Origin of the sequence: Streptococcus sp. HJ1 (assembly GCF_052399005.1) — a bacterium.
Classification (GTDB): Bacteria; Bacillota; Bacilli; order Lactobacillales; family Streptococcaceae; genus Streptococcus.
On record NZ_CP199005.1, the window covers coordinates 1187021 to 1213468 of the forward strand.

Annotated in this window: 30 protein-coding genes; 7 read left to right on the top strand and 23 right to left on the bottom strand. The window is 39.1% G+C overall.

Annotated elements, in window-relative coordinates; all coding sequences use genetic code 11:
- Positions 1-2: 2 nt before the first annotated feature.
- From lacB to ACT17O_RS06135, 11 genes are all read right to left on the bottom strand, one after another.
- Positions 3-518, bottom strand: a complete 516-nt coding sequence (gene lacB, locus ACT17O_RS06085) for a galactose-6-phosphate isomerase subunit LacB (protein WP_001216921.1) — start codon at positions 516-518, stop codon at positions 3-5.
- 30 nt (positions 519-548) lie between these two features.
- On the bottom strand, positions 549-974 hold the full coding sequence (gene lacA / locus ACT17O_RS06090; RefSeq protein ID WP_000029277.1) for a galactose-6-phosphate isomerase subunit LacA: 426 nt from the start codon (positions 972-974) through the stop codon (positions 549-551).
- A gap of 286 nt (positions 975-1260) precedes the next feature.
- Positions 1261-2157, bottom strand: coding sequence for an aldose 1-epimerase family protein (locus ACT17O_RS06095; RefSeq protein ID WP_347097754.1), 897 nt, complete (start codon positions 2155-2157; stop codon positions 1261-1263).
- 107 nt (positions 2158-2264) lie between these two features.
- Positions 2265-3740 (bottom strand): PTS galactitol transporter subunit IIC, encoded by a 1476-nt coding sequence (locus tag ACT17O_RS06100; protein WP_000382508.1) that lies wholly within the window; start codon positions 3738-3740, stop codon positions 2265-2267.
- Positions 3741-3794: 54 nt separating this feature from the next.
- Positions 3795-4100 carry a PTS sugar transporter subunit IIB gene (locus ACT17O_RS06105; protein WP_000590551.1) on the bottom strand — a complete coding sequence of 102 codons (306 nt, stop codon included), beginning with the start codon at positions 4098-4100 and terminating at the stop codon, positions 3795-3797.
- Positions 4101-4134: 34 nt separating this feature from the next.
- Positions 4135-4611 (bottom strand): PTS sugar transporter subunit IIA, encoded by a 477-nt coding sequence (locus ACT17O_RS06110; RefSeq protein WP_444817239.1) that lies wholly within the window; start codon positions 4609-4611, stop codon positions 4135-4137.
- A 190-nt stretch (positions 4612-4801) separates the two neighbouring features.
- A complete protein-coding gene (locus ACT17O_RS06115) occupies positions 4802-5491 on the bottom strand; it encodes a sugar phosphate nucleotidyltransferase (protein WP_444817240.1) in 690 nt (229 codons plus the stop codon).
- 11 nt (positions 5492-5502) lie between these two features.
- Positions 5503-6381 carry a DMT family transporter gene (locus ACT17O_RS06120; RefSeq protein ID WP_000791842.1) on the bottom strand — a complete coding sequence of 293 codons (879 nt, stop codon included), beginning with the start codon at positions 6379-6381 and terminating at the stop codon, positions 5503-5505.
- Between the two features lies 1 nt (position 6382).
- On the bottom strand, positions 6383-7240 hold the full coding sequence (locus tag ACT17O_RS06125; protein WP_033629833.1) for a phosphotransferase family protein: 858 nt from the start codon (positions 7238-7240) through the stop codon (positions 6383-6385).
- Between the two features lie 16 nt (positions 7241-7256).
- The gene (locus ACT17O_RS06130; protein WP_444817241.1) at positions 7257-8279 is read right to left on the bottom strand and encodes a ribitol-5-phosphate dehydrogenase; all 1023 of its coding nucleotides are present in this window, start codon (positions 8277-8279) and stop codon (positions 7257-7259) included.
- Between the two features lie 4 nt (positions 8280-8283).
- Positions 8284-8991, bottom strand: coding sequence for an IspD/TarI family cytidylyltransferase (locus tag ACT17O_RS06135; protein ID WP_000638514.1), 708 nt, complete (start codon positions 8989-8991; stop codon positions 8284-8286).
- 440 nt (positions 8992-9431) lie between these two features.
- On the opposite strand from ACT17O_RS06135, the gene ACT17O_RS06140 reads away from it, so the two are divergent.
- Complete coding sequence (locus tag ACT17O_RS06140) at positions 9432-9731, top strand: YbaB/EbfC family nucleoid-associated protein (RefSeq protein WP_057489059.1); 300 nt, start codon at positions 9432-9434, stop codon at positions 9729-9731.
- A gap of 39 nt (positions 9732-9770) precedes the next feature.
- Here ACT17O_RS06140 and ACT17O_RS06145 read toward each other — a convergent pair whose 3' ends face one another.
- From ACT17O_RS06145 to glmU, 7 genes are all read right to left on the bottom strand, one after another.
- Entirely contained in the window at positions 9771-11534 is a 1764-nt protein-coding gene (locus ACT17O_RS06145; protein WP_000801703.1) for a glycerophosphoryl diester phosphodiesterase membrane domain-containing protein, read from the bottom strand.
- Between the two features lie 8 nt (positions 11535-11542).
- Positions 11543-12133 carry a 3'-5' exonuclease gene (locus tag ACT17O_RS06150; protein WP_000413620.1) on the bottom strand — a complete coding sequence of 197 codons (591 nt, stop codon included), beginning with the start codon at positions 12131-12133 and terminating at the stop codon, positions 11543-11545.
- A gap of 81 nt (positions 12134-12214) precedes the next feature.
- Positions 12215-12709 carry a chromosome segregation protein RocS gene (rocS, locus tag ACT17O_RS06155; protein WP_000021252.1) on the bottom strand — a complete coding sequence of 165 codons (495 nt, stop codon included), beginning with the start codon at positions 12707-12709 and terminating at the stop codon, positions 12215-12217.
- Between the two features lie 76 nt (positions 12710-12785).
- Positions 12786-13478 (bottom strand): 5'-methylthioadenosine/adenosylhomocysteine nucleosidase, encoded by a 693-nt coding sequence (locus tag ACT17O_RS06160; protein WP_000689812.1) that lies wholly within the window; start codon positions 13476-13478, stop codon positions 12786-12788.
- Positions 13479-13493: 15 nt separating this feature from the next.
- Positions 13494-13805, bottom strand: a complete 312-nt coding sequence (macP, locus tag ACT17O_RS06165) for a cell wall synthase accessory phosphoprotein MacP (protein WP_000517860.1) — start codon at positions 13803-13805, stop codon at positions 13494-13496.
- Positions 13806-13816: 11 nt separating this feature from the next.
- Positions 13817-14362 carry an NUDIX hydrolase gene (locus tag ACT17O_RS06170; protein ID WP_444817242.1) on the bottom strand — a complete coding sequence of 182 codons (546 nt, stop codon included), beginning with the start codon at positions 14360-14362 and terminating at the stop codon, positions 13817-13819.
- A gap of 9 nt (positions 14363-14371) precedes the next feature.
- Entirely contained in the window at positions 14372-15751 is a 1380-nt protein-coding gene (gene glmU, locus ACT17O_RS06175; protein ID WP_000073761.1) for a bifunctional UDP-N-acetylglucosamine diphosphorylase/glucosamine-1-phosphate N-acetyltransferase GlmU, read from the bottom strand.
- Between the two features lie 155 nt (positions 15752-15906).
- Between glmU and ACT17O_RS06180 the strand changes: the two genes are divergently transcribed.
- The 5 genes from ACT17O_RS06180 (at position 15907) to lysS (ending at position 20390) form a co-directional block, all read left to right on the top strand.
- On the top strand, positions 15907-16707 hold the full coding sequence (locus ACT17O_RS06180; RefSeq protein WP_001227572.1) for a glycoside hydrolase family 25 protein: 801 nt from the start codon (positions 15907-15909) through the stop codon (positions 16705-16707).
- 106 nt (positions 16708-16813) lie between these two features.
- On the top strand, positions 16814-17656 hold the full coding sequence (locus ACT17O_RS06185) for a DUF368 domain-containing protein (protein WP_002879918.1): 843 nt from the start codon (positions 16814-16816) through the stop codon (positions 17654-17656).
- A complete protein-coding gene (locus ACT17O_RS06190; RefSeq protein ID WP_001085910.1) occupies positions 17656-18138 on the top strand; it encodes an aminoacyl-tRNA deacylase in 483 nt (160 codons plus the stop codon). The genes ACT17O_RS06185 and ACT17O_RS06190 overlap by 1 nt, the downstream gene beginning before the upstream one ends.
- On the top strand, positions 18138-18761 hold the full coding sequence (locus ACT17O_RS06195) for a histidine phosphatase family protein (RefSeq protein ID WP_000780803.1): 624 nt from the start codon (positions 18138-18140) through the stop codon (positions 18759-18761). The genes ACT17O_RS06190 and ACT17O_RS06195 overlap by 1 nt, the downstream gene beginning before the upstream one ends.
- A gap of 138 nt (positions 18762-18899) precedes the next feature.
- On the top strand, positions 18900-20390 hold the full coding sequence (gene lysS / locus ACT17O_RS06200) for a lysine--tRNA ligase (RefSeq protein ID WP_444817243.1): 1491 nt from the start codon (positions 18900-18902) through the stop codon (positions 20388-20390).
- Positions 20391-20616: 226 nt separating this feature from the next.
- On the opposite strand, the gene ACT17O_RS06205 is transcribed toward lysS, so the two are convergent.
- The 5 genes from ACT17O_RS06205 to ACT17O_RS06225 all read right to left on the bottom strand — a co-directional run bounded on the left by ACT17O_RS06205 (position 20617) and on the right by ACT17O_RS06225 (position 25275).
- A complete protein-coding gene (locus ACT17O_RS06205; protein WP_444817244.1) occupies positions 20617-21456 on the bottom strand; it encodes an amino acid ABC transporter substrate-binding protein in 840 nt (279 codons plus the stop codon).
- A gap of 15 nt (positions 21457-21471) precedes the next feature.
- A complete protein-coding gene (locus ACT17O_RS06210; protein ID WP_303212466.1) occupies positions 21472-22101 on the bottom strand; it encodes an amino acid ABC transporter ATP-binding protein in 630 nt (209 codons plus the stop codon).
- Positions 22102-22111: 10 nt separating this feature from the next.
- Complete coding sequence (locus ACT17O_RS06215; RefSeq protein WP_000121156.1) at positions 22112-22753, bottom strand: amino acid ABC transporter permease; 642 nt, start codon at positions 22751-22753, stop codon at positions 22112-22114.
- A gap of 136 nt (positions 22754-22889) precedes the next feature.
- The gene (locus tag ACT17O_RS06220) at positions 22890-24119 is read right to left on the bottom strand and encodes a tetratricopeptide repeat protein (RefSeq protein ID WP_444817245.1); all 1230 of its coding nucleotides are present in this window, start codon (positions 24117-24119) and stop codon (positions 22890-22892) included.
- A complete protein-coding gene (locus tag ACT17O_RS06225) occupies positions 24109-25275 on the bottom strand; it encodes an AI-2E family transporter (RefSeq protein WP_444817246.1) in 1167 nt (388 codons plus the stop codon). The genes ACT17O_RS06220 and ACT17O_RS06225 overlap by 11 nt, the downstream gene beginning before the upstream one ends.
- Positions 25276-25419: 144 nt before the next feature.
- Here ACT17O_RS06225 and ACT17O_RS06230 point away from each other — a divergent pair, with 144 nt between their 5' ends.
- Positions 25420-26433, top strand: coding sequence for a lactonase family protein (locus tag ACT17O_RS06230; protein WP_444817247.1), 1014 nt, complete (start codon positions 25420-25422; stop codon positions 26431-26433).
- Positions 26434-26448: the final 15 nt, after the last annotated feature.

Below are 26448 nucleotides of genomic sequence, written 5' to 3' on the forward strand. Positions count from 1 at the left end.
TCTTAGTCGTGGTATTCACCGCGATCCCATTTTTCAAGGAATTCTGTAAAGAAGTTTGCATCTGCTTGATGAGCATTGTGAGTTTCAACGTGCTCAATTTTCGCAATCAATTTTTTGTTTTCTTCTGATGGTTTGTATTCAGCATTGATAAAAGCTTCAATGATATCACACATGAGCAATTCACCAGTGATTTTACCACCAAAACCAATAACATTGGCGTTCAATTGTTCTTTTGCATAAAGAGCTGTTGTCATATCACGAACCAGGGCAGAACGAACTCCTGGGACTTTGTTGACAGCGTTGTTGATACCAACACCAGTACCACAGATACATACCCCAAGATCAGCTTGACCGCTAGTTACAGCTTCACCAACTTTTTTACCAAAGATTGGGTAGTGAGTACGTGTGTGGTCATAGGTACCAAAGTCGATGACTTCATATCCTTTTGATTTCAAAAATTCTGAAACCGCCATTTTTTCATCTGTTACGATGTGGTCACATCCAATTGCAATTCTCATTTTTAACTTACCTTTCTTACTGTAATCTAATTAGCACATTTTGTTCAACATATCAACACGAATTTGGTGACGGCCACCGTCGTATTTACCGTTAACAAAACCTTTAGCAATATTTTTAGCCAATTCATCACCAACAAGTTGTGCACCCATAGTGATCATACGTGAGTTGTTGTGTCCACGAGTCATATAAGCTGAACGTTCGTCAGATACTTCTGCGGCAACCATTCCTTTGATTTTAGTTGCGACCATAAATGGACCAGCTCCATAAGCATCAATCACGATACCAAGATTTTGTTCTTCTTTGTTTACTTCTGCAGCAACAGCAAGAGTCACATCAACAAAATCTTGACCTTCAGCTGTAACATCCACAACGTGGAAGTTTTCTTTTTCCAAGAAGTCTTTCACAACTTCTTTCAATCTCAAACCTGCAGCATCTGCACCGATAACAATAGACATATTGTTTACTCCTTTTTATTTTTCTAGGCTAGTAAAAACTTTTATAGTTAGCAGTTTACCTACAAAAGATTTTCTAGCAGTTTAGTGACAAATTTGATTGAATGAGATGAATAACACCTTATCCAAGTCCAGGAAACCAATTTCCTAGAAATAATCCTTCTCCACGAAAGAGAATATAACAAGTGATTGTTTGTTTGTTACAAACATCATTTGTTGTTTACAAACATAATATACTCCTATTTATAGAAAAAGTCAACAGTAAATGTTTGTTTTTGTAGTTTTTTATCTAAAATATTTCAATATCAAAGCCAATCTGATCTACTTGACCAGGTTCTAGGAGACGAACATTCTTCTTATCTTCTAAATGATCTCCTTCTTCAAGAGATGTTGACAAGCCAGACCAAGGTTCAAACGCAATGAATGGTCCCTTATTCAAAGTTGACCAGATAATAAGATTTGAAAACTCTTGGAAGTTTACTTTTAATCCCTTCTCATGCTTACGAGAACGAAGGGCAATTGTTCTGGATTGCAACTCATCCAAAGTCACTGCATCAACACTAAACAGATCGTAACTGAGGTCCACTTCCTTTTGTGAATCCAACCATGGACTTCTATCTTGGAAGTCTAACATTCCTGTTTCTGGGAAAGGACGGGGAACAGAGCAAGTCTCTTCTTCCTCAAACTCTAGATAATAATCTTCATAGACTTCATCATCAAGTAGAGGACAATTAAAGCCTGGATGTCCTCCTATAAAGAATGGCATTACTTTATTAGTTTCTTTATTGAAAATCTTGTATTGAGTACGAACAGTCTTGCCAGTCACTAGATAAGTGATTTCAAGGCGGAAATGATAAGGATAGTTTTGATATGTATTCTCATCATCTTCGATAGCAAAAGTTACGCTATTTTCTGTTTGATCCACTAACTTAAATTCATTTTTACGAACCAAACCATGACGAGGAATGTTTCCTTTCGTCTCCGTTCCATCTGCATGACTGTAGAAGGCTGTATCCTCTCTTAAAGAGCCGCAGATTGGAAAAAGTACTGGGGCTTGTCCACTCCAGTAAGTGGCATCTCCTTGCCACAGATACTCAATGCCCTCTCGATCCTTGATCGACGACAAGGCGCCACCTAAGGTTTTAAACTGGACCGTTAACTGGTCTGATTTGATTTCAATTACCATAATGTTCTCCAACTATTTTTAGATTTTTATATAAAAAACTAGGTTGCCACTCCCAATGTAGGAAATTAACAACCTAGTTTTCACAATTTACATTTTATAGGAGCGAATTATTTAGCATTTGCTGCGTATTCTTCGTTACGTTTGATCATTTGTTTTCTATACCAAGCAAAGATACCTACATAGAATACAAGGAAGACTGCTGCACCAAGGATTGCTTTGATATCACCTGTTGTAGCATTACCGATTGCCCAACCAAATAGTTTTTCAATTGGTCCTTCAAGAGTTGAGTGAGTGATCAATTGAGTTTGGCTCACACCTTCTGGGAAGGCACCTACACCTTTAGCAAGTTCAGTTGCAAATGGAGCGATAAGAGTACCAGAAAGAAGGAAGAGAGGCAACAAGAGTGTTCCGAAGATAATCATACGGAGCAATTTACCACGTGTAACAACCAAGAGAGCTGGAGTCACACCCATAGCGATGATACCTGCAAGTGGCAAGATACCATTACCGACGTTTGAAAGAAGCACAGCTTCTACTAGCATGATTGGAGCAAGTACGTTAGCACAAGCCCAGATTTCAGCGCGACCAGCGATGAAAGGCCAGTCAAGACCGATGTTGAATTTACGTCCTTGAAGACGTTTAGTAGCAACGTTTGTAATACCTTGTGAGAGTGGTTCTACGGCTGCGATGAACCATGATCCGATAAGTGAGAAGAGTTCCAAAGCTACACCGGCAGTCAAACCAAGGCTCAACCAACCTTTAATAACAAGTTCCCATTTATCAGCTCCTTCTACTCCAGCAACTGGGTGTGGAGTCCCCATCAAACCAATAACAATACCAAGGATGAAACCGATAAAGAATTTAGATCCCCAGAAACCGATTTTTTTGTTCAATTTTGCAGCGTCAAAGTCATATTTATCGAGACCAGGCAATACTTTATCAAAGATTTTATCCAAGACCATGATAACTGGGTTCATCATGTAGTTCATGTGAGTTGAAGTCATTGGTGATGAACTTGGTGCATTAAGAAGGTCGTCGAAAGTTGGTTTCATCAAATCAGAGTTGATGATTTTCAAAATACCTACAAGGACAACTGCTGCAGTTGCGATGAAGAGTGAAACCCCTTGGCTAACTCCATTGTTGTCTGCGTACCATTTGATCAAAAGACCAGTGATTGACAAGTGCCAGATATCGAAGATATCGACGTCAAGTGTATCTGTTTTCTTCATTGCAAGCATCACAATGTTGACAATCAACATTACAAGCAAGAAGTAAAGTGTCCATGCAGATCCCCAAGTGATGGTTGCAAGTGGTGCCCAACCAACGTCAGTGATGTTCAATTGAATACCAGTATTTTCAACGAATTTTGCAAGTGATGCTGAGAAAGCTCCGTTGAGCATACCGATGATAGCACCGATACCAGTAAGGGCGATGGCAAGTTTGATACCACCTTCAAGCGCTTTGGAGAATTTCACTCCAAATAGTAAAGCCAATACTGTCAAGATGATCAGCATGATGATAGGACCACCCATTTCCAAGACTGGCTTGAAAATCTTATTGGCTAGTTCGATAATGACATCCATAATAGTTCCTCCCGTTTTTTTAGTTATATGAATGTTAACAAGATAAAGAATAAATTAGCTTAGTCCGTGTTCTTTGATAGCTGCTTCAATATTGTCAAATACTGGAGCGCTCATCGCTGGAATACGGAACAAGATTGGTCCAGCTTCAATTACTGGAATACCAGGTTCAAAACCAAGGTCAGTTGCAGCGATTGGTGTAAAGATATCGTAGCCCTTGATAAGGTCTTCGTTTACATCTTTCACCATGACGGCATCACAGTGAACGTCATAACCACGGTTTGAAAGTTCTTCTTCTAGAGCACTTTTAATTTGGTGACTTGAGTTAACACCTGCACCGCAGGCAGCAAGAATTTTAATCATTTGGATTTCCTCCGATTTTTTTTAATAGACAAGATTAAGCGGTTGCTTCAGCAATGTAAGCATAAAGTTTTTCTGGTTCGGAAATTTTTGATAGATCTTCCAGATGTCCATTTCCTGTGAAAAAGTCCATCAACTGAGCCAGAATATTTGTTTGACTTGAACTTGAGTTGTTAATGATAAAGAAGAGTAGGGATACTTCTACTTCCTTATCAGGAGCTATCATATTGTGAAAAGTTACTGGTTTTTCTAATCGAACAACCACTACTTTCTCAGCTAGATTATGAACAATATCTGTATGAGGAATCGCTACATTTGGCAAGTCCTTTCCTAGAAATTCCATATCTAAAGCAGTTGGAAATGACTTTTCACGCGTGATCAAGGCTTCACGATAAGTTGGAGTGACAATTTCTCGTTCTTCCAACAAGCTTGCTACCTGATCAAAGAGTTGTTCTTGATTATCCGCTTCTAAGCAAAACACCAGGTTTTTGTCAAAGAAATGATCTAATCCCATAACATTTTCCCTTCTTTCAATTATCTTTTATGCTATAAGTATAACACTATATGAAATCGTTGTCAATAATTTTTGTTTTATTTTGTTCATTTTTTTGTAATTTTTGTTTCATTTAAAGAATACAATCAATATCAAACATTCTTGTTATAAAATACACAAAAAAAGAAGGCACAAGCCTTCTTCTCTTTCCTTACTCAATAGTAGATAAAATCTCTTCTAACTTATGGTAATCTTTTACACTATCAATTTCATAGATGCTATTTCCTTCTAATTCTTCGACATAGACATCCAATTCTTTGATATTATCCTTAACCATGTTATCCCAGTAGAGATCAACAAATTCACCACTCTCGTAAGCTTTGTCAATAAAGCCAACAATCTTCTCAGCAGTTGGTGCATCCCAGAATGATACTCCGCTCAGAATGCGACCAGCCTTGCTGTCAACAATAATGTCTTGAACCTTGTAGTCATCATCGTAAACCAAGAACCACTCGTTCGTACAGTCTTCACGATAAACGCTAAAATAGGTAGAACGTTTAAGATCGTTTCTAAACATATTTTTGAAAAGATAGTTATCTGCATCGATGACGTAGCTGTTAGCCAAATCTTCTTTTACTAGATAAAGTGAGTAGAAGTTATTGTAATCAGCATACTTGTCGTTAAAGACTAAACGAACACCATATTTTTCTTTTAGGTAGTCAAATTGTTCCTTGAGGTAACCAACAACGATAATAATCTCATCAATTCCTCTCTCTTTCAAAAACTCGATTTGGTATTCTACCAAGGGTTTTTGATTGACCTTAACCAAAGCTTTTGGGGTATTTTCAGTCATAGGGCGTAGACGAGTTCCTAAGCCCGCTGCCAAAATAATCGCTTTCACACGAATCTCCTTTATTCTTTAATAATAATATAAACACCAGCCATAACAATAAGTGAAGTGATGATTGTCAGCATATCTAGCGGTGCACCCAAGAAAATAACTGCAAATAAGACAGTCCAAACTACATAGCTCACATTCAAACCTGTCGCTTTCGCAGGTTGTAAGCGATTAATGGCGATATAATAAGCTAAGTAGGAAATCATATCAAAGGCCGCAAAGACAATCAAGAGACCGAATAATTGCCCATCTGCCACTTCTGCAAATGAATGGTGAGAAAAGAGCACAATCACAAGATAGGATAAGAATGAGGTTACTTGTCGGATTAACAAGGCTTCAATTTCACTTAAATCACTTTCCATAGCATAGGAGCTGAGAACACTTTCACTCCCCCAGGCAATGGCACAGATAAGGGCACAAAGAATCCCAATGTAAAACGAGTTAACTTGTTCAACCTTGTAGGTTTGAGCAATGATCGCTGCAATAATCAAGAAAACACCGAATACTGTATTCTTTGAAACCTTGTGTTTCAAAATGAAGAAGGCTAGTAAAACTGAAACTGCTGGGTAAATAGCCGATACAGATGAAGCTAGAGAACTACCGATATATTTAACCGCATAAAGATTGGCCTGCATACCAATAGGTCCTGCTAGTAAAGCACCGATAATTACACTCACATTTCGAATATTTAAGAAAATCGAAAGACGAACTTTTCTTTCTTTTACCAAAAGAAAAGCTAACAAGATAAAGATACTCAAGAAATCATGAGCAGCAGCCACCACAAAAGGTGAAAGATTTGTAAAAATTGAAAAGATATAAGCACTAATTGTTAGACCTAATCCCCAGAAGATACCAGAGAGCAGACCAAAGGAAACACCATTTTTATTCTTCATCCTAACCTCCATAATAAGTCAAACCTTCGACAGCTCTTTGGTAACGGTTGATACCATAATCTCCAAAATCAGCCCCTTGAGCTTCTTTGTACACTGTCCACAAACTCCAGATAGTATCTTGCAAGATTTTATAGATACGAATTTTCTCACGTGATACAGGCGTTTTGTCACTTTCATAGTAGGAAAGGAAATCATCTTCCTCTTGCTTTGTAAATTCAGACTCTAAGAAAAGAGCTGCCAAATCCCACATCGGGTCATTCATAGAAGAGTATTCCCAGTCAATCAAATACAAACGACCTTGTGGTGACTCGATAAAGTTTTCTGGTACCAAATCGATGTGACAGGACTTTCTATCAACACCCAAATCAGCCAATCTCTTTTCTAGTGAAAATACATCTTTTCTTACAGCTTCATAGTTTTCATAAGGGATAGGTCCCTCAATCAAGGATTCATATTTGCTGATTTCCTCAAAAGGAGCAAATTCTCCTCTTAATTCTTTCCCTGAAGCATGGATGGTTTGTAAAATTGGTGCAATCTTTTCAAACTTGGATTTGATAGATGTTGAATCAAGAGTTACTGCTGATTCGATGTATTCATTTACTTTAATCCCTGACTCAATATCAAAGAGGTAATTTTTGACATCTAAATCTAAATCCTCTAAAAGTTCAAGATTGTACTTTTCATTTTGACGATTGATGAGTTTTTCAGTCCCTTTACCAAAAAATTTCACAATATACTGTTTGTTGGTTGTTTTAACCAAATAGTTTTGGTTGGTCATGCCTCCCAACTGTTCAACACTGAGTACTTCCTCTTCATCAGATAGTAAAGAAGAAATTTTTTCTTTGATGAGTTTCTCCACAATTAACCTCCATCTTCTACACTTCCCACTTAAATACTGTTTTGAAAGCAGTATTTAGGTCTGTAGCAAAGACACGGTGAATGTCCTTGATTTCTCTCACAGGCTCTTCAACATAAAGGATATTCTTCAGACGATTCGCAAACTTTTTGACTTCCATCATTTGAATGGCCTTCTCAAAATCGATGCGTCCTGAACGAGATGAGCCTACTAATAACAATCCTTTTTCCAAAGCATCTCGTGTATTGATATTAACCTTGTATTCGCTCACTCCCATCATGAGAATCGTTCCCTGTGGACGAATATAGCGAATCAAGTCATTGATAGCTGGGCCTGTACCATCACCACCGCAACACTCAAATCCATGATCAAAGGTCAAATCTTCTGGAATATTATCCGTGATATAGCACTCTTTTGCAAAAGAGAAGAGTTCCAGTTTTTCCCAATGGCGACCAATCACGATAATCTCTGCTTCTGGTAGAGTGTAATTGATAATATTCGCAACCACAAAGGCCAAACTACCATCTCCGATAACAGCGATGCGCTCTCTCTTGCTATGAGCAAGATGCAGGAATCGATCCATGGCATGCATGCCAACACTTACAAACTCAGTTATGGCTGCAACTGTGTCCTCAATGTCATTATAAGACACAACACGATCTTTTGGAAGAGAGACAAATTCTCGCATAAAGCCATCGTGACCACTAGATAGGAAGTAGGTTCCTGTCATGTAGTTCTCGTAGAACTCCTTGTCACTCTGCATAGGCGGTTGATTGGGAATCATAACTACCTTTTGACCGACTTCATAAGTCCCAGTTGGATCGGAAATAACAGTTCCACAAGACTCGTGAATCATGGCCATTGGAAGCTTTTTAGCCAATATCTTTGGATCGCGTTTCCCTTGATAGTAACGTTGATCCGCATGACAAACCGCCATATAATTTGGACGAATAAGGATATGATTCTCCTGATCAATGTCCTCTTCTTGGTATTTTACATTGATAAACTTTGGTTTTGTCAGTTGATAAATTTGATTAATCATAGCCTTAGTCTTTCTCAATCATGCTTTTCGCGATTTTCAAGTCTGTCACAGTTGTGATTTTAAGATTTGAATATTCCCCTTTAGCTAGAGCAACATCCTTCCCTTTGATAACAAAAATCTTACATGCATCCGTCAGGATTTCCTTTTCTTGGTCAGATAGGGAACCATACAAATCCATGAAATCCTTGCAGCGGAATGTCTGAGGTGTTTGACCTTGATAGAGGTGAGCACGATTTGGAATATCAGTGATAAACTGACCATTAGTACTTTCAACAATGGTATCAACTGCTTCTACTACTGTGTCAACCGCATCATGATTTTGAGCCAGTTTGATATTGTCCTGAATCATGCGAAGTGTGATAAAAGGACGAACAGAGTCATGCGTAATCACGATATCTTCTGGAGTGATTGGACGGTAGGCATCAATAGCTTCTATAATCTTCTCGATACTGGTATTGCGATCAGCACCACCCTTTGTAATGATGATGCGATCCTTGTGAAGAGAAAGATACTTGTCAACCAAGTCCTCAGCATGAGATACCCAATCTCCATGAACTCCAACTACAATTTTTTCAATACTTGGTTCCAAAACAAATTTTTCAATTGTGTGGATCAAAATAGGACGATCACCCAACTCCAAGAATTGTTTTGGTAAATTACTGATTCCCATGCGTGTGCCAGTTCCTCCGGCTAGGATTCCTGCATAGATCATTTATATTCTCCTTTAGTTTATTCTAAAAAACTCATTATCATCTATTATATCACAATCTGCCTCCATCATGAAGAAAAGACAGTGAATCATTTAGTCTAATCAACACACCATTTAAGGTAAAAAGTGAACAATGTGTTACTAAATCCGGAAAGACCATAATAAATCAAGAAATAAAATTAGGTTATCCTCTATATTATCCATTCAACGTTCGGTTAATATAGAGTTCTTTAGAATATAATAGAAACCTTAAAGAAAGCTTAAATGAAATTATTTGTTTAGCAAAGAATACTAGGTGTGCATAGTAAATTTCTTAAAAGTTGTTTGAGAGACTCATTATAAAAGGTCATATATCTCATGAATTAAACAAATAATAGACTTTTGCTCCTAAAATTGATAAAATAAAAAGAAAAATAATAGAAAAAAGGGAACTGTAAACCGCCATGATGAACATGCAAAACATGATGCGCCAAGCACAAAAACTTCAAAAACAAATGGAACAAAGCCAAGCAGAACTCGCTGCCATGGAATTTGTTGGAAAATCTGCTCAAGAGCTTGTCCAAGCGACCTTAACTGGTGACAAAAAAGTTGTCAACATTGACTTCAACCCAGCAGTTGTAGATTCAGAAGATCTCGAAACACTTTCAGATATGACCGCGCAAGCAATTAACGCTGCTCTTGAGCAAATTGATGAAACGACTAAGAAGAAACTCGGTGCTTTCGCTGGAAAATTGCCTTTCTAATCCACAAAAAAAGAGAAACATCTGTTTCTCTTTTTTTTCTTAGAAATCAAAGAATTCCATTGCTTTCTTTAAGAGTAATTCCGTATATTCCGGATCGTCTTGAGCCATTGTGACTTGTGACTGGACCATTTCAAGATCATCAGTAATCATGCCATCTGCACCGAGACGAACTGCTTTATCAAATGCCTCCGAACCATTTACGGTCCAAACATAGAGTCTCTGATCAGTTGTCCAGAGTTTATTGACAAAGTATTCGTCCAAAGTTGAGTACTCCATAGTGTAACCCGTTGCCTTGGTTCTTGGGAAGATACTGTTATAGGGAAGAATAAAGTAAACTGGAATTTCAGAATCATAAGTCAACACTTTATCAATCACATGGTAGTCTAGCGATTGCATCTGGTGTCCATATTTCTTGATAGTCGCTCCGTACTTTTCGAGGAAATGGTCCATCATTTGCGGACTATCTTTTTTACTGGTCTTAATCTCAATCAGCAATTTTTGGTTTAAAGCATTTGCACGCTCTAAATAGGCATCAAAGCTTGAAATCTTTGTTTGATAACCATTCTCGTAAATATCTGTATTTGTTAATTCATCCAGAGTCAAATCTTGCGGTGTAGCATTAATACCTGTTAAATTTTTGAGGTTAGCATCGTGCATCATCACGAACTGACCGTCTTTCGTTTCCTGCACATCCATTTCGATGAGATCTGGTTTTAGTTGAGCTGTTTTTTCTAAAGACTGCACAGTATTTTGAACACCGTTTTTATTACTTACTCCTCTGTGCGAAATCACTAAAGGTGTATTGGTATCTGGAGTTTCCAGATAAACGTAGCCTTCTATGGCAAAGATGATGCTTGCACACCCCATGACACCCCATCTCATCAGATGATCTTTCTTTCGCCTTGGCATAATCTCTAGTTCTTCTCCTGTCAGGAAGGAAACAAACTTCACTAGGAAATAAGTCAGGGTCATGTAATGGAAATTTTTAATCAAGACAAAATTAATCACACCGAGAATCAAGGATTCTTTTTGAGTTAAATTATCCATCACTGCTTGCGCAAAAAGCAAGGGAATTAACAAACCAAAGAAGAAGAGATAGGTTTTAATAATAATGAGTAAGAGATGCCAAGAGAAGAAAAGGACATTTTTCTTTGTCTTTTGGAGACTATATTTCACACTTTCTCTTACTGTCTTTCTTTCAAAGAGAATCTTAGGCAGGGCAAACATAAATCGGACAGAGATGTAGAGAAAGATCCAAGCGGATGCTATGATCATCAGACCTACCAGCCAATGCTTACCTTCCCAATAATTCACAATAAAATCAGGGATAATAATCTTGTTGAGGTAGTAGATTTTTAAAATCTTACGGATGAACGGGAAAAGCAAAGCAATGTAAAAAAAGACAAAGGCCATCTTACAAAAGCTCAATCGCTTAACGAATAGAAAGCTCTGGTGAAATACTTTTCTACTGTACTCAATTAAAGTTCTCTTTTCATGATAGAGAAGGTGACGAGCCCCTATAAACAAAAGACAAATCTGGAAATAGGCAACCAGGAGATTGATTGCAATTAAGATGAGAAAGGCTAAACTGATAAAAGGCGAGCCTTGTATAATCGCCCAAAAGTTATTGTAGGAGATAAACAAATAACCGGTTTGTCTCAGAAGGATGCCAGCAATCCATGAATTTAATGGTAGCCAGACAAACTCAACCATCATAAATATCAAGAAAAATAGAAATAAAATCTTATCTAGGTTATAGTATATCTTCCTAAAACCTAGCTTCTTAGGTTTTTCAGGTTTCATAAGCACTCCTAGTCTAAAAATTGGGATAAATCTAAGCCACCGAAAGGATTCATCGAAAAACTACTCTGGTCTTCTATTAATAGCTTTCCTTCATCTGATTCCAAAAAAGCTTCGTAAACACGCGCCGTCATGCGGGCATCCTCTAAACTGTTATGAGACTTCCTGTGAAAGCCTAAAAAATTTGCAACAGTTTGCAATTTAAGATTGGCTATGCCGTGTAGATCAGAACTACGGCGTTCAAAAGCCTCCTCATATAGATCAACCTTATACTGGTCACGATAATCAATGCCATGCTCCAAGAGAATAGGCAAATCACTCTTAGCTGCATTGTAACCAACGATAGGTAAGTTACCGACAAATGCTTGAAAGTCCTTTAAAACTTGTTCTACCTTTGGCGCATCTTTCAAGGTTTCAGCTGTGATTCCAGTCAAACCATTGATAAAACTCTTCAATGGGGCTGTAGTATAAACATAAGAGTCAAAAGCAGCACATTCTTGCCCATCTTGAAAATGGACTGCTGATACTTGAATTAAATGGGTAACCCCCTCGTGTTGATTGAATTCCAAATCAAAGGCGATATAATCTCTTAATTTTTCCATTATTTACCTCAATTACTACCCAAAATAAACTATAAATAATAAAAGAAGCCATTAGGTTAGTGAGTAACCCAAACAGCTTCTTTATTTTCCTCCAAAAAGGCGAGCAAAAAAGCCTTTTTTGGTTGCTTGGACTTCTTCTTTTGCTTGGTCCAACTCGAGTTTCAAGGTTTCTTGATCCTTCATCGCTTGAAGAGTTAACTGTTGCTGTTGGTCCAACTGTTTGTCCTTTTCAGCAATCTGGCGGTCTTTGATACGCATCTGTTCGTCTTTTTCTGATAACTGGCGGTCTTTTGCTTTGAGCTGCTCGTACAAGCGAAGAATTTCAGCGTTTTTCTCATCGACCAAGATTTCCATCAGTTCACGTTGTTTGACATCATCACTGACTGGTTCATCTTCAAAAATCGTTTTTTTGTAGATTTCTTCTAGCTTGATCAAGCCACTTCGAGTAACTACAGTTACACCTTTGTCATTTTTTTTCGTGTCCTCTTCTGGAAGTTCTTTGACACGATTGTTGATTGCTTGACGAGATAGTCCTAAAACCTCTGCAATCTCACTGACGGTCATTTCAATACTCATAATATCCTCTGAAACGTTTTCTAGCTTTTCTTTATTTAAATCTTATCATAAGCTAGATAAACTGTCAAATTTCCGCTTAATCCAAGGCCTTTAAAAAGGCTAGTAAGACTTGGGCAGAACGATGTCCAGCTTCGATAATAAACTCATCAAAAGAGATAGAGGCTTCGTGATTGGCATTGTCACTCATAGCACGAATGACTAGGAACGGTAAATTAAGAGACTGAGCCGCTTGTGCAATAGCAGCCCCTTCCATTTCAACTGCTAAAACATCAGGGAAGTGGGATTTGATACTAGCAATCTTATCATCTCCAGCTATAAAACTGTCTCCTGTAGCAATCAAGCCTAGGTGCCATGTCTGCACTAACTGAAATAAGTTTTCTTTAATCCTAGCGATAAATTTCTTATCTGATTCAAAGTACAGAGGTTGACCAGCCATTTGGCCATAAGCATAACCAAAAGCAGTCACATCCACATCATGGTATGCTAGTCTATCTGCAATCACGACATCACCAACAGCAATCCCTTCAGCAAGAGCACCTGCTGATCCTGTATTGATGATAGCTTCTACCTGAAAATGGTCAGCTAACACTGCTACACTCATAGCCGACATGACCTTTCCAATCCCACTCTGAACTAGAACGACTTCTGTATTGCCAACAGAGCCAGTGTAGTAAGTATTTCCTAAGACTTGGACTTCTTTAGGTTTTTCCAAATTCTGAGTCAAATATACGAGTTCTTCTGGCATGGCAGCAATGATTCCAATTTTCATTTCAAGTCCTTTCAATTACAAGAGTTTCATCGCTAAAATTAACAAAATCAAAAGTAGGATAACTGCAAACAAGATGCGATTGAGTTTCGAATTAAAAACATTTCTCTTGGTATTCTCAATGCGACGACTTTTATGAATCGTTGGTTCTACTTCGATTGTAAGTGTATCTTGACTAAAACCGTGGTCTCTAGAACGTGAATAACCAAAATGTTGTGAAGACGTTGGTAGGATCTTTGTTTCCTCATCATCTTTAAGAGGTGGTCCTGATATTTTCTCACCACGGTTGGCACGTTCAATCATTTCGTCTGTTAATAAAGGTTTTCCCATGGGTTGCACCTCTATTTCTTTTGTAGTTCCCAGTACTGGATCGCCATAATGGTCTTGGCATCACAGATATGACCTGACTGGATCAGGTTCTTGGCTTCATCTAGACTTACTTCTAGGACTTCCAAGGTTTCATCATCATCTTGTGGACGAGGATTTTCCACCTTAACCAAATCTCTGGCGAGATAAAGTTTTAGTTTTTCGTTACAAAATCCAATCGCAGAATAGAAATCGTACAACAGTTCTAACTTACCAGTATAGGCAACTTCTTCTTCCAATTCACGAAGGGCCGCCGCCATTGGATCAGCATTTTCACCAAGTTCTAGTTTACCAGCAGGAATCTCATAAGAAACCGCCTCGATAGCCTTTCGGTATTGCTTAACGAGAACGATTTTATCCTCGGCTGTCACAGCTAGTACACAAACAGCTCCATTATGAAAAATTAAGTCACGTTGGGCAGTACCCTTTCCTTCTGGTAGTTCCACCTGGTCTTGTACTAGTTTGAAAATAGGACCTTGATAGATTTCCTTCCGACTAATCGTTTTTTCTTCAAATTCCATGACAAACTCCTACTGGTTCTTGGGATGATGAGGGAGGCGAGTCGCATATTCATCTTTGTTGACCTGACGTCCACGGCCGATAGCAATGGCATCAGCAGGAACATTCTTGGTAATGGTTGAACCCGCTCCAACCAGAGAATTATCCCCAAGTTCTACAGGAGCAATAATAGTTGAGTTTGAGCCAACAAAGACATTATTGCCAATGACAGTTTTATATTTATTTTTGCCATCGTAGTTGACTGTAATAGTTCCTGCACCAAAATTAACGTTGCTACCCACTTCACAGTTTCCAATATAAGTCAAATGACCCGCCTTGGTATTTTCACCAATTGAAGATCCTTTTACTTCAACAAAATTTCCAATGTGAACTTGAGCAGCCAGGCTTGAACCTGGACGAATATGGGCATAAGGGCCAACAGTCACGCCGTCTGCAACTGTACTTTCCTCAATCATAGAGTTGGTAATCACAGCTCCAGCTCCGATAGTGCTATCCACTACATAAGTACCGTTTGTCAAAACAGTCTCAGCACCAATCTTCGTTTGACCTTTCAAGGTAACATTAGCTTCGATTTGGACTTCGGGAGCAATCTCAACATCAATGTCGATGTAAGTTGCTTCAGGATTGACAAAGCTAACACCATTAACCATATGCTTTTGGTTGATACGGCGACGCATAACTGCTTCTGCAGTCGCAAGAGCTACACGGTCATTTACCCCGAGGCTTTCATCAAAATCCTTGAGAGTATAGGCCCCAACCTTCTCACCCGCATTACGGAAAATACCAATCACGTCAGTAATATAGTACTCACCTTGGGCATTGTTGGTGTTGATGTTTTTAAGGGCTTCAAAAAGACGTTCATTGTCAAATACATAAGTTCCTGTATTGATTTCCTTGATTTGTTTTTCAAAGTCTGTGGCATCTTTCTGCTCAACAATACGAAGAACCTCAGCATTATCGTTACGGACGATACGACCATACCCAAAAGGATCAGAAGCTTCAGCTGTTAAAATCGTCGCCACATTTTTGTGATTGATATGGAAATCCAAGAGGTTTTTCAAGCTTTCACCTGTAATCAGAGGAGTATCCCCAGCAATAACCAAGGTGTGGCCAGTACTATTTTGGAGAATAGGCTCTGCCATCATGACAGCATGCCCAGTTCCTAGTTGTTCTGATTGGGTAACAAAGTCTGTCTGACCAGCTAATACTTGCTCAACTAGCTCTGCCTTGTGACCAACTACAGTAACTGTTTTTTCAGGTTGAATAGCACCAACACTACGAAAAACATGTTCCAACATCGAAATTCCAGCTACTTTATGAAGTACCTTTGGAAGATCTGATTTCATGCGAGTACCTTTACCCGCTGCTAGAATAATGGCATAATTTGACATAATCTTCTCTTTTCTCTAGAAATTCCCTTATATTATACCATAATTTAGTTTCTTAGGAGTAAACAAACAGAGAAATAGGGAAAAGACGCTCATATATTCACTTTTTCCGATGTTTTCTTTGATTTTTTTATCTATTTACGTTAAACTATTTAAATATGAGAAAAAAGATTCATCCAGCTATTATTTTTACTTTATTTACTATATTTATAGCTATTTTGATCCTCAATAGACCAACTTATGAAGACCATCCTGTCAAGTCAAAACCCAATGCAATCCAGGTTGAAAATCAGGCCTTGCATAATCTTGACAAACCTATTATTGACGTCTCTGGCTGGCAAAGACCTGAGGAAATCAACTACGATACCTTATCTCAAAATATTTCAGGTGTTATTGTTCGCGTCCACAATGGGGCTCAACATACTGAAAAAAATGATGCCGCTTATGCCAATGGTATTGATAAAGCCTATAAAAGTCATATTACAGAATTTCAAAAGCGTAATGTCCCAGTTGGAGTCTATGCCTATCTAGCTAGCCCCAGCAAGGAAGAAATGGAAAAAGCCGCTGAAGTTTTCTATAATGCTGCTTCTCCATACAACCCTAGTTACTATTGGCTCGATGTTGAAGAAAAAACAATGTCCGATATGAACGAAGGTGTTGAGGCCTTTCGTGCTAAACTGGAATCTTTAGGTGCTAAAAACATCGGCATCTATATTGGAGTTTACTTCATGCAAGAACACAGTATCAATACAGATAAGTTTACTGCTATTTGGATTCCTTCCTACGGGACAGACTCTGGTTACTTTGAAACAACACCCAATACCAGTTTAGACTACGACCTCCATCAATACACTTCAAAAGGAAGAATTGCTGGATTTGAACATCATTTAGATATTAATCTTATTTCTACCTTGAAGGAAAAAGAAGAAACCTTTAGAAAACTATTTTTAAGACCATAAAACAAGTGAAAATTGCTCTCTTTTTCACTTGTTTTTTCATTTTTTTCTCGTCTGTGTTATAATTGATAGAATAGAGAAAGAATTTTATGAAATTGAGGATTTTATGATGTTTTCATGGATTGCAAGAGTTATTAAAGGAATCGTCATCGCCTTAGGATTTATCCTACCTGGAATTTCTGGCGGTGTTTTGGCAGCTATTTTGGGAATTTACGAGCGAATGATTAGCTTTCTGGCTCATCCTTTTAAGGATTTTAAAAATAATGTCCTATACTTTATCCCAGTAGCAATCGGGATGTTACTAGGCATTGGTTTGTTTTCTTATCCAATCGAGTATCTGCTTGAAAATTACCAAGTATATGTTTTATGGAGTTTTGCTGGAGCTATCATCGGTACGGTTCCTAGCCTTCTTAAAGAGTCTACTCGAGAATCTGATCGGGATAAGATTGACCTAGTCTGGTTCTGGACCACCTTTATCCTTTCAGGACTAGGGCTCTACGCGCTAAACTTTGTTGTTGGTTCTCTCAGTGCTAGTTTCGCTAGTTTCATCTTAGCGGGTGCTCTTTTAGCGCTTGGTATCTTGGTGCCTGGTTTAAGTCCGTCAAATCTACTCTTGATTTTAGGATTGTACGCTCCAATGCTAACTGGCTTTAAGACCTTTGATTTATTCGGTACTTTCCTTCCTATCGGAATTGGTGCAGGTGCAACCCTCATCATTTTTTCAAAATTAATGGACCATGCCTTGAACAACTACCACTCCCGTGTTTATCACTTTATTATTGGAATTGTGCTATCAAGCACCCTCTTGATTTTGATTCCAAATGCTGGAAGTGCTGAAAGTATCCAATACACTGGACTTTCTATTGTGAGCTATGTTCTCGTCGCCTTCTTCTTTGCGCTTGGCATTTGGCTTGGTATCTGGATGAGTCAATTGGAGGATAAATATAAATAATGGCAAAGAAAGTTAAGATTAAAAAAACCTTGGTCGAACAAATCTTGACCAAGGCGGGTATTGACCATACTGGTATACAAATCAACGCGCTTGAGGGAGAACTTCCTTCAGAATATGATCGAACTCATATCTTTAAAACCTTGGCTCTATTAGGGGACAAAACGGGGCCAATCATCGGAATCGTTCCCATAACAGAACACCTCGCTGAGAAAAAACTAGCAAAGGTTTCTGGTAATAAAAAAGTCAGCATGATTCCTCAAAAAGACCTAGAAAAAACGACAGGCTATATTCATGGGGCTAATAACCCCGTCGGCATTCGCCAAAAACACAATTATCCTATTTTTATTGATCAGACTGCTTTGGATTTGGACCAAATGATTGTCTCTGCTGGAGAAGTTGGGCATAGTATTATCATCCGACCTCAAGACTTAGCCAGTTTTGTAAAAGCGGACTTTGCTGATATCTTGGAGGAAAGTAAGTAATGAAACTCTATTTTGTCCGTCATGGTCGCACCCTCTGGAATCTTGAAGGACGTTTTCAAGGTGCTAGTGGTGACTCTCCCCTTCTTCCAGAGTCCATTGACACACTAAAACAACTGGGGCAGTATCTTAAGGAAATTCCTTTTGATGCGATTTATTCTAGTGATTTACCCAGAGCAGTTAAATCTGCTGAAATTATCCAAAGTCAACTCCTAGCCCCTTGTCCTTTAAAGAGCATTCCTAACCTACGTGAATGGCAACTTGGCAAACTAGAGGGATTAAAAATTGCTACGCTCAATGCCATCTACCCACAACAAATCAAGGCCTTTCGCTCTAATCTGGCTCAGTTTGATACGAGGATGTTTGAAGCCGAATCTCTCTACTCTACGACTCAGCGAACCATTCAGTTTATCAAATCTCTGAAAGAAAGTCCGGCTGAAAGAATTCTGATTGTCGGGCATGGGGCCAATCTCACTGCTAGCCTTCGTACACTTTTAGGCTATAAAGAGGCTCACCTTCGCAAAGATGGAGGCTTGGCCAATGCTAGTCTGACAGTTTTAGAGACCGATGATTTTGAAATCTTCACTCTGGAAAGATGGAATGACACTTCCTATCAAAGAAAATAATGGAACTTGATCTTAATGGTCAAGTTCTTTTTAGTTTTCAAAGAATATCCGTGAATTTCTCTGCTATTTATGATAAAATGGGAGTATCGCAAAAAATGACTCATCGTATCAAATTTTGAGTAAAATTAGGAGGAACCCATGTCTACAGAACATATGGAAGAACTAAATGACCAGCAGATCGTTCGCCGTGAAAAAATGGCTGCGCTCCGTGAACAAGGAATCGATCCCTTCGGAAAACGTTTTGAACGTACTGCTAACTCTCAAGAACTAAAAGACAAATTTGCAGAACTTGATAAAGAACAATTACATGAATTAAACGAAACTGCTACTATCGCTGGACGCTTAGTAACTAAACGTGGTAAAGGAAAAGTTGGCTTTGCCCATCTTCAAGACCGCGAAGGTCAAATCCAGATCTACGTTCGTAAAGATGAAGTTGGTGAAGAAAACTACGAAATCTTTAAGAAGGCTGACCTAGGAGACTTCCTCGGTGTCGAAGGTGAAGTCATGCGTACAGATATGGGAGAGCTCTCTATCAAGGCAACTCATATCACTCACTTGTCTAAAGCACTTCGCCCACTTCCTGAGAAATTCCACGGTTTGACAGACGTTGAAACCATCTATCGTAAACGTTACCTTGACTTGATTTCTAACCGCGAAAGCTTCGAACGTTTTGTTACTCGTTCAAAAATCATCTCTGAAATCCGTCGTTATCTAGATCAAAAAGACTTCCTTGAAGTAGAAACACCTGTCCTTCATAATGAAGCCGGTGGTGCTGCTGCTCGTCCATTTATCACTCACCACAATGCCCAAAACATTGACATGGTGCTTCGTATCGCGACCGAGCTTCACTTAAAACGTCTTATCGTTGGGGGTATGGAACGTGTCTATGAAATTGGTCGTATCTTCCGTAACGAAGGAATGGACGCTACTCACAACCCTGAATTCACTTCTATCGAAGTTTACCAAGCTTATGCAGACTTCCAAGATATCATGGACTTAACTGAAGGTATTATCCAACACGCTGCTAAGGCAGTTAAGGGTGATGGTCCAGTTAACTACCAGGGCACTGAAATTAAGATCAACGAACCATTTAAACGTGTTCACATGGTGGATGCTATCAAAGAAATTACTGGTGTAGATTTCTGGCAAGACATGACTTTCGAGGAAGCTAAAGCTATCGCTGCTGAGAAGAAAGTTCCAGTTGAGAAACACTACACTGAAGTTGGTCACATCATCAATGCCTTCTTTGAAGAATTTGTTGAAGAAACCTTAATCCAACCAACTTTTGTCTACGGACATCCAGTAGCTGTGTCTCCACTCGCTAAGAAAAATCCTGAAGACGAACGCTTTACTGACCGTTTCGAGCTCTTTATCATGACTAAGGAATACGGTAATGCCTTTACTGAGTTAAACGACCCAATCGACCAACTTAGTCGCTTTGAAGCCCAAGCCAAAGCTAAAGAACTTGGTGACGATGAAGCAACAGGTATCGATTACGACTACATTGAAGCTCTTGAATACGGTATGCCACCAACAGGTGGTTTGGGTATCGGTATCGACCGTCTCTGCATGCTCCTCACTGATACAACTACTATCCGTGATGTATTGCTCTTCCCAACAATGAAATAATACTCTTCGAAAATCTCTTCAAACCACGTCAGCGTTTCCTTGCCGTATGTATGGTTACTGACTTCGTTAGTTCTATCTACAACCTCAAAGCAGTGCTTTGAGCAACCTGCGGCTAGCTTCCTAGTTTGCTCTTTGATTTTCATTGAGTATAAGCTCTTATCCTCTGGTATTTGCCAGAGGATTTTTCGATACAAAAAGAGACTGAGAAAAAACTCAATCTCTTTTCTTATTCTTGATTTTTAACTTGACTGGTGGCTACATCTTCCCCAAACCATTTCTGGCTGATTTCCTGGAATTTTCCTTCTTGGTATAGTGATACAAAAGCCTGATTCAGAGCAGCTAGCAAAGTTTTATCAGCGGGTCTAACACCCACTGCAAAAGCTTCACTTTCAAATCCAGCTGAAAAGACATTGTAGTCATTTAATATTCCTTCAGACTGGAGATAATAATTGGCATATACCCGGTCAATCACAAGGGCATCAATCCGATCATTTTTCAAATCAATCAAGGCTTCATTGAAACTTTGGTATTGATTGGCCTTCTGATCTTTCACTCGATTCTTGAGTAGTTCGGGTTGTCCTTCAAAATTCAAATAGCCAGAAGATCCTGCCTGGGCCCCTAAAACTTTGTCAGTCATATCCTGAATTGAGTGGATATTTTGAGACTTTTTAGAGACCAAAACTTGTTGATTTTCCATGTAAGGAATGGTAAAGGCAACCTTCTCTTTCCGTTCATCTGTTGCTGTATAGCCATTCCAGATGGCATCAATGGTACCATTTTGTAGTTCGGTTTCTTTCATATCCCAGTCGATGGGTTGAAATTTAATCTGAATTCCTAGCTTTTCAGAAACAGCTTGGGCTAGGTCGATATCAAAGCCCGCATACTGCCCATTCTTTTCCTCAAATCCCATGGGAACAAAGGTATTGTCAAAGCCAATGGTAATGCTTCCCTGCTTTTGATATTTGACCCAATTATCCTGATTTGGATCACTTGCCTTCTGAGTACAAGCCGTCAGGAAGAAGCTAAAGAACAGAGCAAGTACAAGGGCAATTTTCTTTCTCTTCATAGGCACCTCCTAGTCCTACTTTGAATCAACCTTAAGGATCTGATCAGCAATGTTTTCCGCAAACTGAAGATCGTGGGTCACAACAATCTGGGTCATCCCACGCTCTTTATTTTGAAGGATAAGTTTTTCTACTTCTAATCGCAATTCTGGATCTAAGGCCGATGTAGGTTCATCATATCCAATAATTTCTGGGTTAATCATCATAGCACGTGCTAAGGCCACCCGTTGTTTTTGCCCACCTGAAAGTGAGAACGGAAAGGCATCTGCGTGCCCAGCTAACCCAAGCTGTTCTAACAAACCACGCGCCTTCTTCTCAGCAACTTCCTTCTCCATGCTCATCGTTTTTATGGGCGACAGAGTTAAGTTATCTAGAACTGACAAATGCGGAAAGAGTTGAAAATCTTGGAAAACAAATCCCAGAAGATTGCGCTTTTCTAGTTCGTCTATAGCTAGTGATTCGCCGTTATAGTAGATTTCCCCCGAATCGATGGTTTCCAGTCCAGCTAGCATACGTAATAGGGTTGTCTTTCCGCCTCCTGATGGACCTACGATTGCAAGGATTTGCTTTTCAGGAATAGATAGGCTGAAGTTGGTTAAGATTTGTTTGCCACCAAAGGCCTTGTTAATGTTTCGTAATTCTAACATAGCAATCCTCCTATCTGTAATAACTGTACTTCTTCTCAAGTTTTTTCGCTACAATGGTTACAAGACCAATCATAATCAAATAAATCGCTCCAGCTAAAAACATAGGAACAAGACTAGCATCTCGATTGGCTGCTGTACGACTAGCCAAAATCAAATCTGAAATCCCAAGGGCATAAACCAATGAAGTATCCTTGACTAAACTCATAATCTCATTAAAAACACTCGGTAAGACAATCTTTGTAACCTGAGGCAAAATAATATAGCGCACTGTGTCAAATGGACTAAACTTCAAGACCTTAGCAGCTTCATACTGTCCTTTGGGAATGGTTTCAATCCCTCCACGAAAAATTTCAGCAAAGTAGGCTGCATAGTTCAATACAAAAGCAATCACAGCAGCAGGCAAACGATCTAAACGTATCCCAATGCTAGGGAGAACATAGTAAATAAAGATTAATTGCAAGAGCAAGGGAGTCCCTCGCATCACCCAAATATAAAGGTCAATCAGATAATGGAGGGGTTTCCAGCGGACTTGTAAAGCAAAGGCAACGACAATACCTAAAGGAATTGAAAATATCAAGACCAGAGCAAAGACTTGAAGCGTCATACTTGCACCGTTCAATAAACTTGGTAATATCTCAAACATATAAGACATACTGCACCTCCTAAAAATTATTGTTCCTATTATAGCATAAATAAACAATTTAGCAAGGGTTTTTGTAAAAAAATTCTATTTTTCAAAAAAACGTATCTGCCAAATTGACGGATACGTTCTTTTAGAGAGATAACTTTTAAAGTGTTTCTAAGAGTTCTTGCATCTGAACATCATCTGGAACGAGTTTTAAATAGGCTTCAGCTTGCACTTTGGCTTCTTCAAAATACCCCAATTCACGCAAAAGATAAGTATACTGCTCCAGAAATTCAGGATTATCCTTGAGATCAAGCGATAGTTCCTGATAGAGCTCATAAGCCTTATCTAAATCCTCGATTTCCTGGTAAGAACGGGCAATCATCCACTTGGTCAAGAGATTTTCAGGTTCTTGACTTTGGAGAGCGATGATATCTTCGTACCGCTCTTGTTCCATATAAATGGTTGCAAGTCGAAGGAAAATTTCTTCTGTATCCTCTGCATCTTCTTTGGCAGTAAGGAGAAACTGCTCTGCACTACTAGGATCATGCAATTCATACGAAAATTGAGAAGCAGCCAGTAAGAGCCGTGTTTCAAACGGATTTTTCTCCAAGCCTTGTTTAGCAATACGAAGGGCCTCTTCCACCTGATGTTCCTTATGCAAGGCTTGACTATAACCATATTCATATCCTTCAAAATCAGGTGAAATGGTATCAATTTGCTTAAAGTAAAGAACAGATTTTTGATACTCTTCTTGGTCAAAGTAAAGGCTAGCCAGTTCAAAGGCAGTTTGGTCATCGTATTCTAGTTCTAAAGCTTTCTCTAAGAATTCAGTCGCGGCTTCAAACTTACCTAACTGGGCATAAGCGTAACCAATTCGTTGATAGGTTGAGACACCCGTTTGCTCATAGATGGAGCGATTGTCTAATTGAGCATAGCCCTGAATGGCTTCCTGATAATTCCCTAACTCGCTATCCAACTCAGCCAAACCAAAAACTAATAAGGCATCGTCTGAGTAGTTTAGGGCTTCCAGTAACTTTTCACGCGCTACATCTGTCAATCCTTCCAACTGATAGAGGTCTGCCTTCAAGGCCAAGGCCGATACGTACCAATCACTTTCGGGTGTGATTTCCTCAAGGTAAGCAAAGGCTTCCTCAAGATTGCCATCGTCACTAGCAATGCTGGCTAAGTTCAGATTCACTTCTGGAAATTCTGTAACGATATCTTGGTAAATTTCTTTTGCTTGAGGATAAAAGCCAATTCCCTCTAGATAGCTTGCTAGTTCGTAAAGAACTTCACTTGAATCTGTTTCGAGGGCTTTGTGAAAATAATGATCTGCTTTGGTTAAGTCTTGGTCATCCAAAGCCTGGAGCATGCGTTGACTATTGTTCACTCTTGATTTCCTCCCCTTCTTCTTCATACAAACCGCTGACTTTCTTATACCAGTTAAAGATAGCTGAGATAACGACCTTGGCAGAGGCATAGACTGGGATTCCCAGCAAGACTCCCCAAATACCAAACATAGACCCTGAAGTTAGGAGAACAAAGAGGACATTGATCGGATGGATGTTTAGCTGACTACCTAAAATAAGCGGAGAAACGAAGCGACCTTCAATCGTTTGTTCAACAATAAAGACAATAATTACTTTTAAAAGCATCACAGGTCCTGCAATCAAGCCCAAAACCAGAGCAGGCAACATCGCTAGAAAACTACCCAGGTAAGGTACTAGATTGAGAATACCAGCCGTAATACCAAGAGTCACAGCATATCTGAGACCAATAATCTTAAAGAAGATAATAAACATAATTGCCACGATAATAGCAACTGTAACCTGCCCTCTAACATAGTTTGACAACTGTTTATTAACATCTGACAAAACTTGTCCGACAGGTTTTTTTAACTTGTTTGGGATGAATTTAGTTAGGTAATCTCGCAAGCCTTTCCCATCTCTCAAAAGATAAAAGAGCATGAAGGGTACGATAATAACCGCAACAATGACCTGGGAAACGCTACTGATAAAGGCGCTAACCCAGTTAACAGCCTGAGAAGAGATTTTGCTGGCCCACATGGTCGCCTCACTAGAAACATTGGAAAGAACCTGCTCCAACTGTGGTCTAAAATCATCTGGCAAGCGTTTGGTTACAAGGTCATTGATCACCTTATCAGCATCTTCCAGGTATGTCGGCACATTCTTCGCAAAATTTAAGACTTGACGTTGCAGATTTGGAATAGCAACCGCAAGCCCCCAAATGATAAAGAGTCCAATAACAACAAAAACAATACTAATGGCAAGGACACGATTGATCTTGTGCTTCTCCATCCAGTCCACAATCGGATTGAGGAGGTAATAAAGTAAACCAGATAAAATAACTGGCAACATGACAACCCCTAAAAAGTCCAATACCGGTAAAAAGATAAAACTAATCTTACTTAGAATAAAAATATTTAGCCCCAGTAACAAGGTTACTAAAAATACAGTGATGGCTTTATTGTCTAAAAACCACTTAAAAAACCAAGATAGGCTAAAATGTTTCTCTTTATGTTCCATAAATACATCCTTTCTGTCATTCTCTCATTATACCATTTTTAGACTAAAATAACTCTTTTTTAAAGTGCTTACATGGATGAATCTGATGCTTCATGACTGCCATTTTGTGGTATAATGAACTTATCATTATTAAGAGGTATGGACATGAAAGAAACTGTTTATTTTGGAACTTACACTCGTCGCTTATCTAAAGGGATTTACAAGGCAGATTTTGATACAGAAACAGGCCAGCTTGAAAATCTTGAACTCTTTGCTTCTGAACCAAGTCCAACCTACCTTGCCTTTGACCAACAGCAACACTTATACACTGTAGGGAGCCAGGATGGCTTAGGTGGAATCGCTGCATATAAGACAGATGGCGCTTTGCTAAATCATGTGGTTGAAGAAGGCGCTCCCAATTGTTATGTGGCAGTGGATGAAAAACGTGGTCTCGTTTATGGGGCCAACTATCATAAGGGTCAAGTTCTGGTTTATAAACGTCAAACGGATGGTAGCCTCATCCAAACGGATCTAGATCAGCATAGTGGACAAGGTCCTCATGAAAACCAAACTTCCCCACATGTACACTTTACAGATCTAACACCTGACCAGTACCTCGTCACCTGTGATCTAGGAACAGATGAGGTAACAACCTATGATGTTAGTCAAGAAGGAAAACTAAGTAAACTCTACACTTATCACAGCCAAGCTGGAGCAGGTGCTCGCCACATCGTTTTCCACCACCACTATAAGATTGCTTATCTCATCTGCGAACTTAATAGCACTATAGAGGTCTTGATTTATGATGGGGTTGGTGAATTTGAACGCATGCAAGTTATTTCAACCTTACCAGATGGATACGAAGGCTTTAATGCTACTGCTTCCATTCGTCTTTCAAAAGATGGCAAATACCTCTATGCATCCAACCGAGGTCATGATTCCATTGCAGTCTATACAATCCTTGCTGATGGTAGCTTGGAATTATTAGAGATTGTACCAAGTCATGGTAAAAATCCACGTGATTTCGACCTAACTCCTGATCAAGAGTTTCTCATTGCTGTTCATCAAGATTCTGATAACGCAACCGTCTTTAAGCGTAATCCTAAAAGTGGCCGTCTTGCAGAACTTTCTAACGACTTCCATGTCCCTGAAGGAGTCTGCATCAACTTCCCACATTAAAAAAAATGAACTTGA

Excerpts from the sequence above, each read along its gene's own strand:
- ACT17O_RS06230 (WP_444817247.1), top strand. The coding sequence starts at position 25,420 with ATGAAAGAAACTGTTTATTTTGGAACTTACACTCGTCGCTTATCTAAA.
- ACT17O_RS06110 (WP_444817239.1), bottom strand. The coding sequence starts at position 4,611 with ATGGGATTAGATCATTTCTTTGACAAAAACCTGGTGTTTTGCTTAGAA.
- ACT17O_RS06105 (WP_000590551.1), bottom strand. The coding sequence starts at position 4,100 with ATGATTAAAATTCTTGCTGCCTGCGGTGCAGGTGTTAACTCAAGTCAC.
- ACT17O_RS06215 (WP_000121156.1), bottom strand. The coding sequence starts at position 22,753 with ATGTCTTATATGTTTGAGATATTACCAAGTTTATTGAACGGTGCAAGT.
- ACT17O_RS06135 (WP_000638514.1), bottom strand. The coding sequence starts at position 8,991 with ATGATCTATGCAGGAATCCTAGCCGGAGGAACTGGCACACGCATGGGA.
- ACT17O_RS06180 (WP_001227572.1), top strand. The coding sequence starts at position 15,907 with ATGAGAAAAAAGATTCATCCAGCTATTATTTTTACTTTATTTACTATA.
- ACT17O_RS06195 (WP_000780803.1), top strand. The coding sequence starts at position 18,138 with ATGAAACTCTATTTTGTCCGTCATGGTCGCACCCTCTGGAATCTTGAA.
- ACT17O_RS06145 (WP_000801703.1), bottom strand. The coding sequence starts at position 11,534 with ATGAAACCTGAAAAACCTAAGAAGCTAGGTTTTAGGAAGATATACTAT.
- lysS (WP_444817243.1), top strand. The coding sequence starts at position 18,900 with ATGTCTACAGAACATATGGAAGAACTAAATGACCAGCAGATCGTTCGC.
- ACT17O_RS06210 (WP_303212466.1), bottom strand. The coding sequence starts at position 22,101 with ATGTTAGAATTACGAAACATTAACAAGGCCTTTGGTGGCAAACAAATC.
- ACT17O_RS06205 (WP_444817244.1), bottom strand. The coding sequence starts at position 21,456 with ATGAAGAGAAAGAAAATTGCCCTTGTACTTGCTCTGTTCTTTAGCTTC.
- ACT17O_RS06100 (WP_000382508.1), bottom strand. The coding sequence starts at position 3,740 with ATGGATGTCATTATCGAACTAGCCAATAAGATTTTCAAGCCAGTCTTG.
- ACT17O_RS06185 (WP_002879918.1), top strand. The coding sequence starts at position 16,814 with ATGTTTTCATGGATTGCAAGAGTTATTAAAGGAATCGTCATCGCCTTA.
- macP (WP_000517860.1), bottom strand. The coding sequence starts at position 13,805 with ATGGGAAAACCTTTATTAACAGACGAAATGATTGAACGTGCCAACCGT.
- ACT17O_RS06095 (WP_347097754.1), bottom strand. The coding sequence starts at position 2,157 with ATGGTAATTGAAATCAAATCAGACCAGTTAACGGTCCAGTTTAAAACC.
- glmU (WP_000073761.1), bottom strand. The coding sequence starts at position 15,751 with ATGTCAAATTATGCCATTATTCTAGCAGCGGGTAAAGGTACTCGCATG.
- lacA (WP_000029277.1), bottom strand. The coding sequence starts at position 974 with ATGTCTATTGTTATCGGTGCAGATGCTGCAGGTTTGAGATTGAAAGAA.
- rocS (WP_000021252.1), bottom strand. The coding sequence starts at position 12,709 with ATGAGTATTGAAATGACCGTCAGTGAGATTGCAGAGGTTTTAGGACTA.
- ACT17O_RS06150 (WP_000413620.1), bottom strand. The coding sequence starts at position 12,133 with ATGGAAAAATTAAGAGATTATATCGCCTTTGATTTGGAATTCAATCAA.
- ACT17O_RS06160 (WP_000689812.1), bottom strand. The coding sequence starts at position 13,478 with ATGAAAATTGGAATCATTGCTGCCATGCCAGAAGAACTCGTATATTTG.
- ACT17O_RS06170 (WP_444817242.1), bottom strand. The coding sequence starts at position 14,362 with ATGGAATTTGAAGAAAAAACGATTAGTCGGAAGGAAATCTATCAAGGT.
- ACT17O_RS06120 (WP_000791842.1), bottom strand. The coding sequence starts at position 6,381 with ATGAAGAATAAAAATGGTGTTTCCTTTGGTCTGCTCTCTGGTATCTTC.
- ACT17O_RS06130 (WP_444817241.1), bottom strand. The coding sequence starts at position 8,279 with ATGATTAATCAAATTTATCAACTGACAAAACCAAAGTTTATCAATGTA.
- ACT17O_RS06190 (WP_001085910.1), top strand. The coding sequence starts at position 17,656 with ATGGCAAAGAAAGTTAAGATTAAAAAAACCTTGGTCGAACAAATCTTG.
- ACT17O_RS06140 (WP_057489059.1), top strand. The coding sequence starts at position 9,432 with ATGATGAACATGCAAAACATGATGCGCCAAGCACAAAAACTTCAAAAA.
- lacB (WP_001216921.1), bottom strand. The coding sequence starts at position 518 with ATGAGAATTGCAATTGGATGTGACCACATCGTAACAGATGAAAAAATG.
- ACT17O_RS06225 (WP_444817246.1), bottom strand. The coding sequence starts at position 25,275 with ATGGAACATAAAGAGAAACATTTTAGCCTATCTTGGTTTTTTAAGTGG.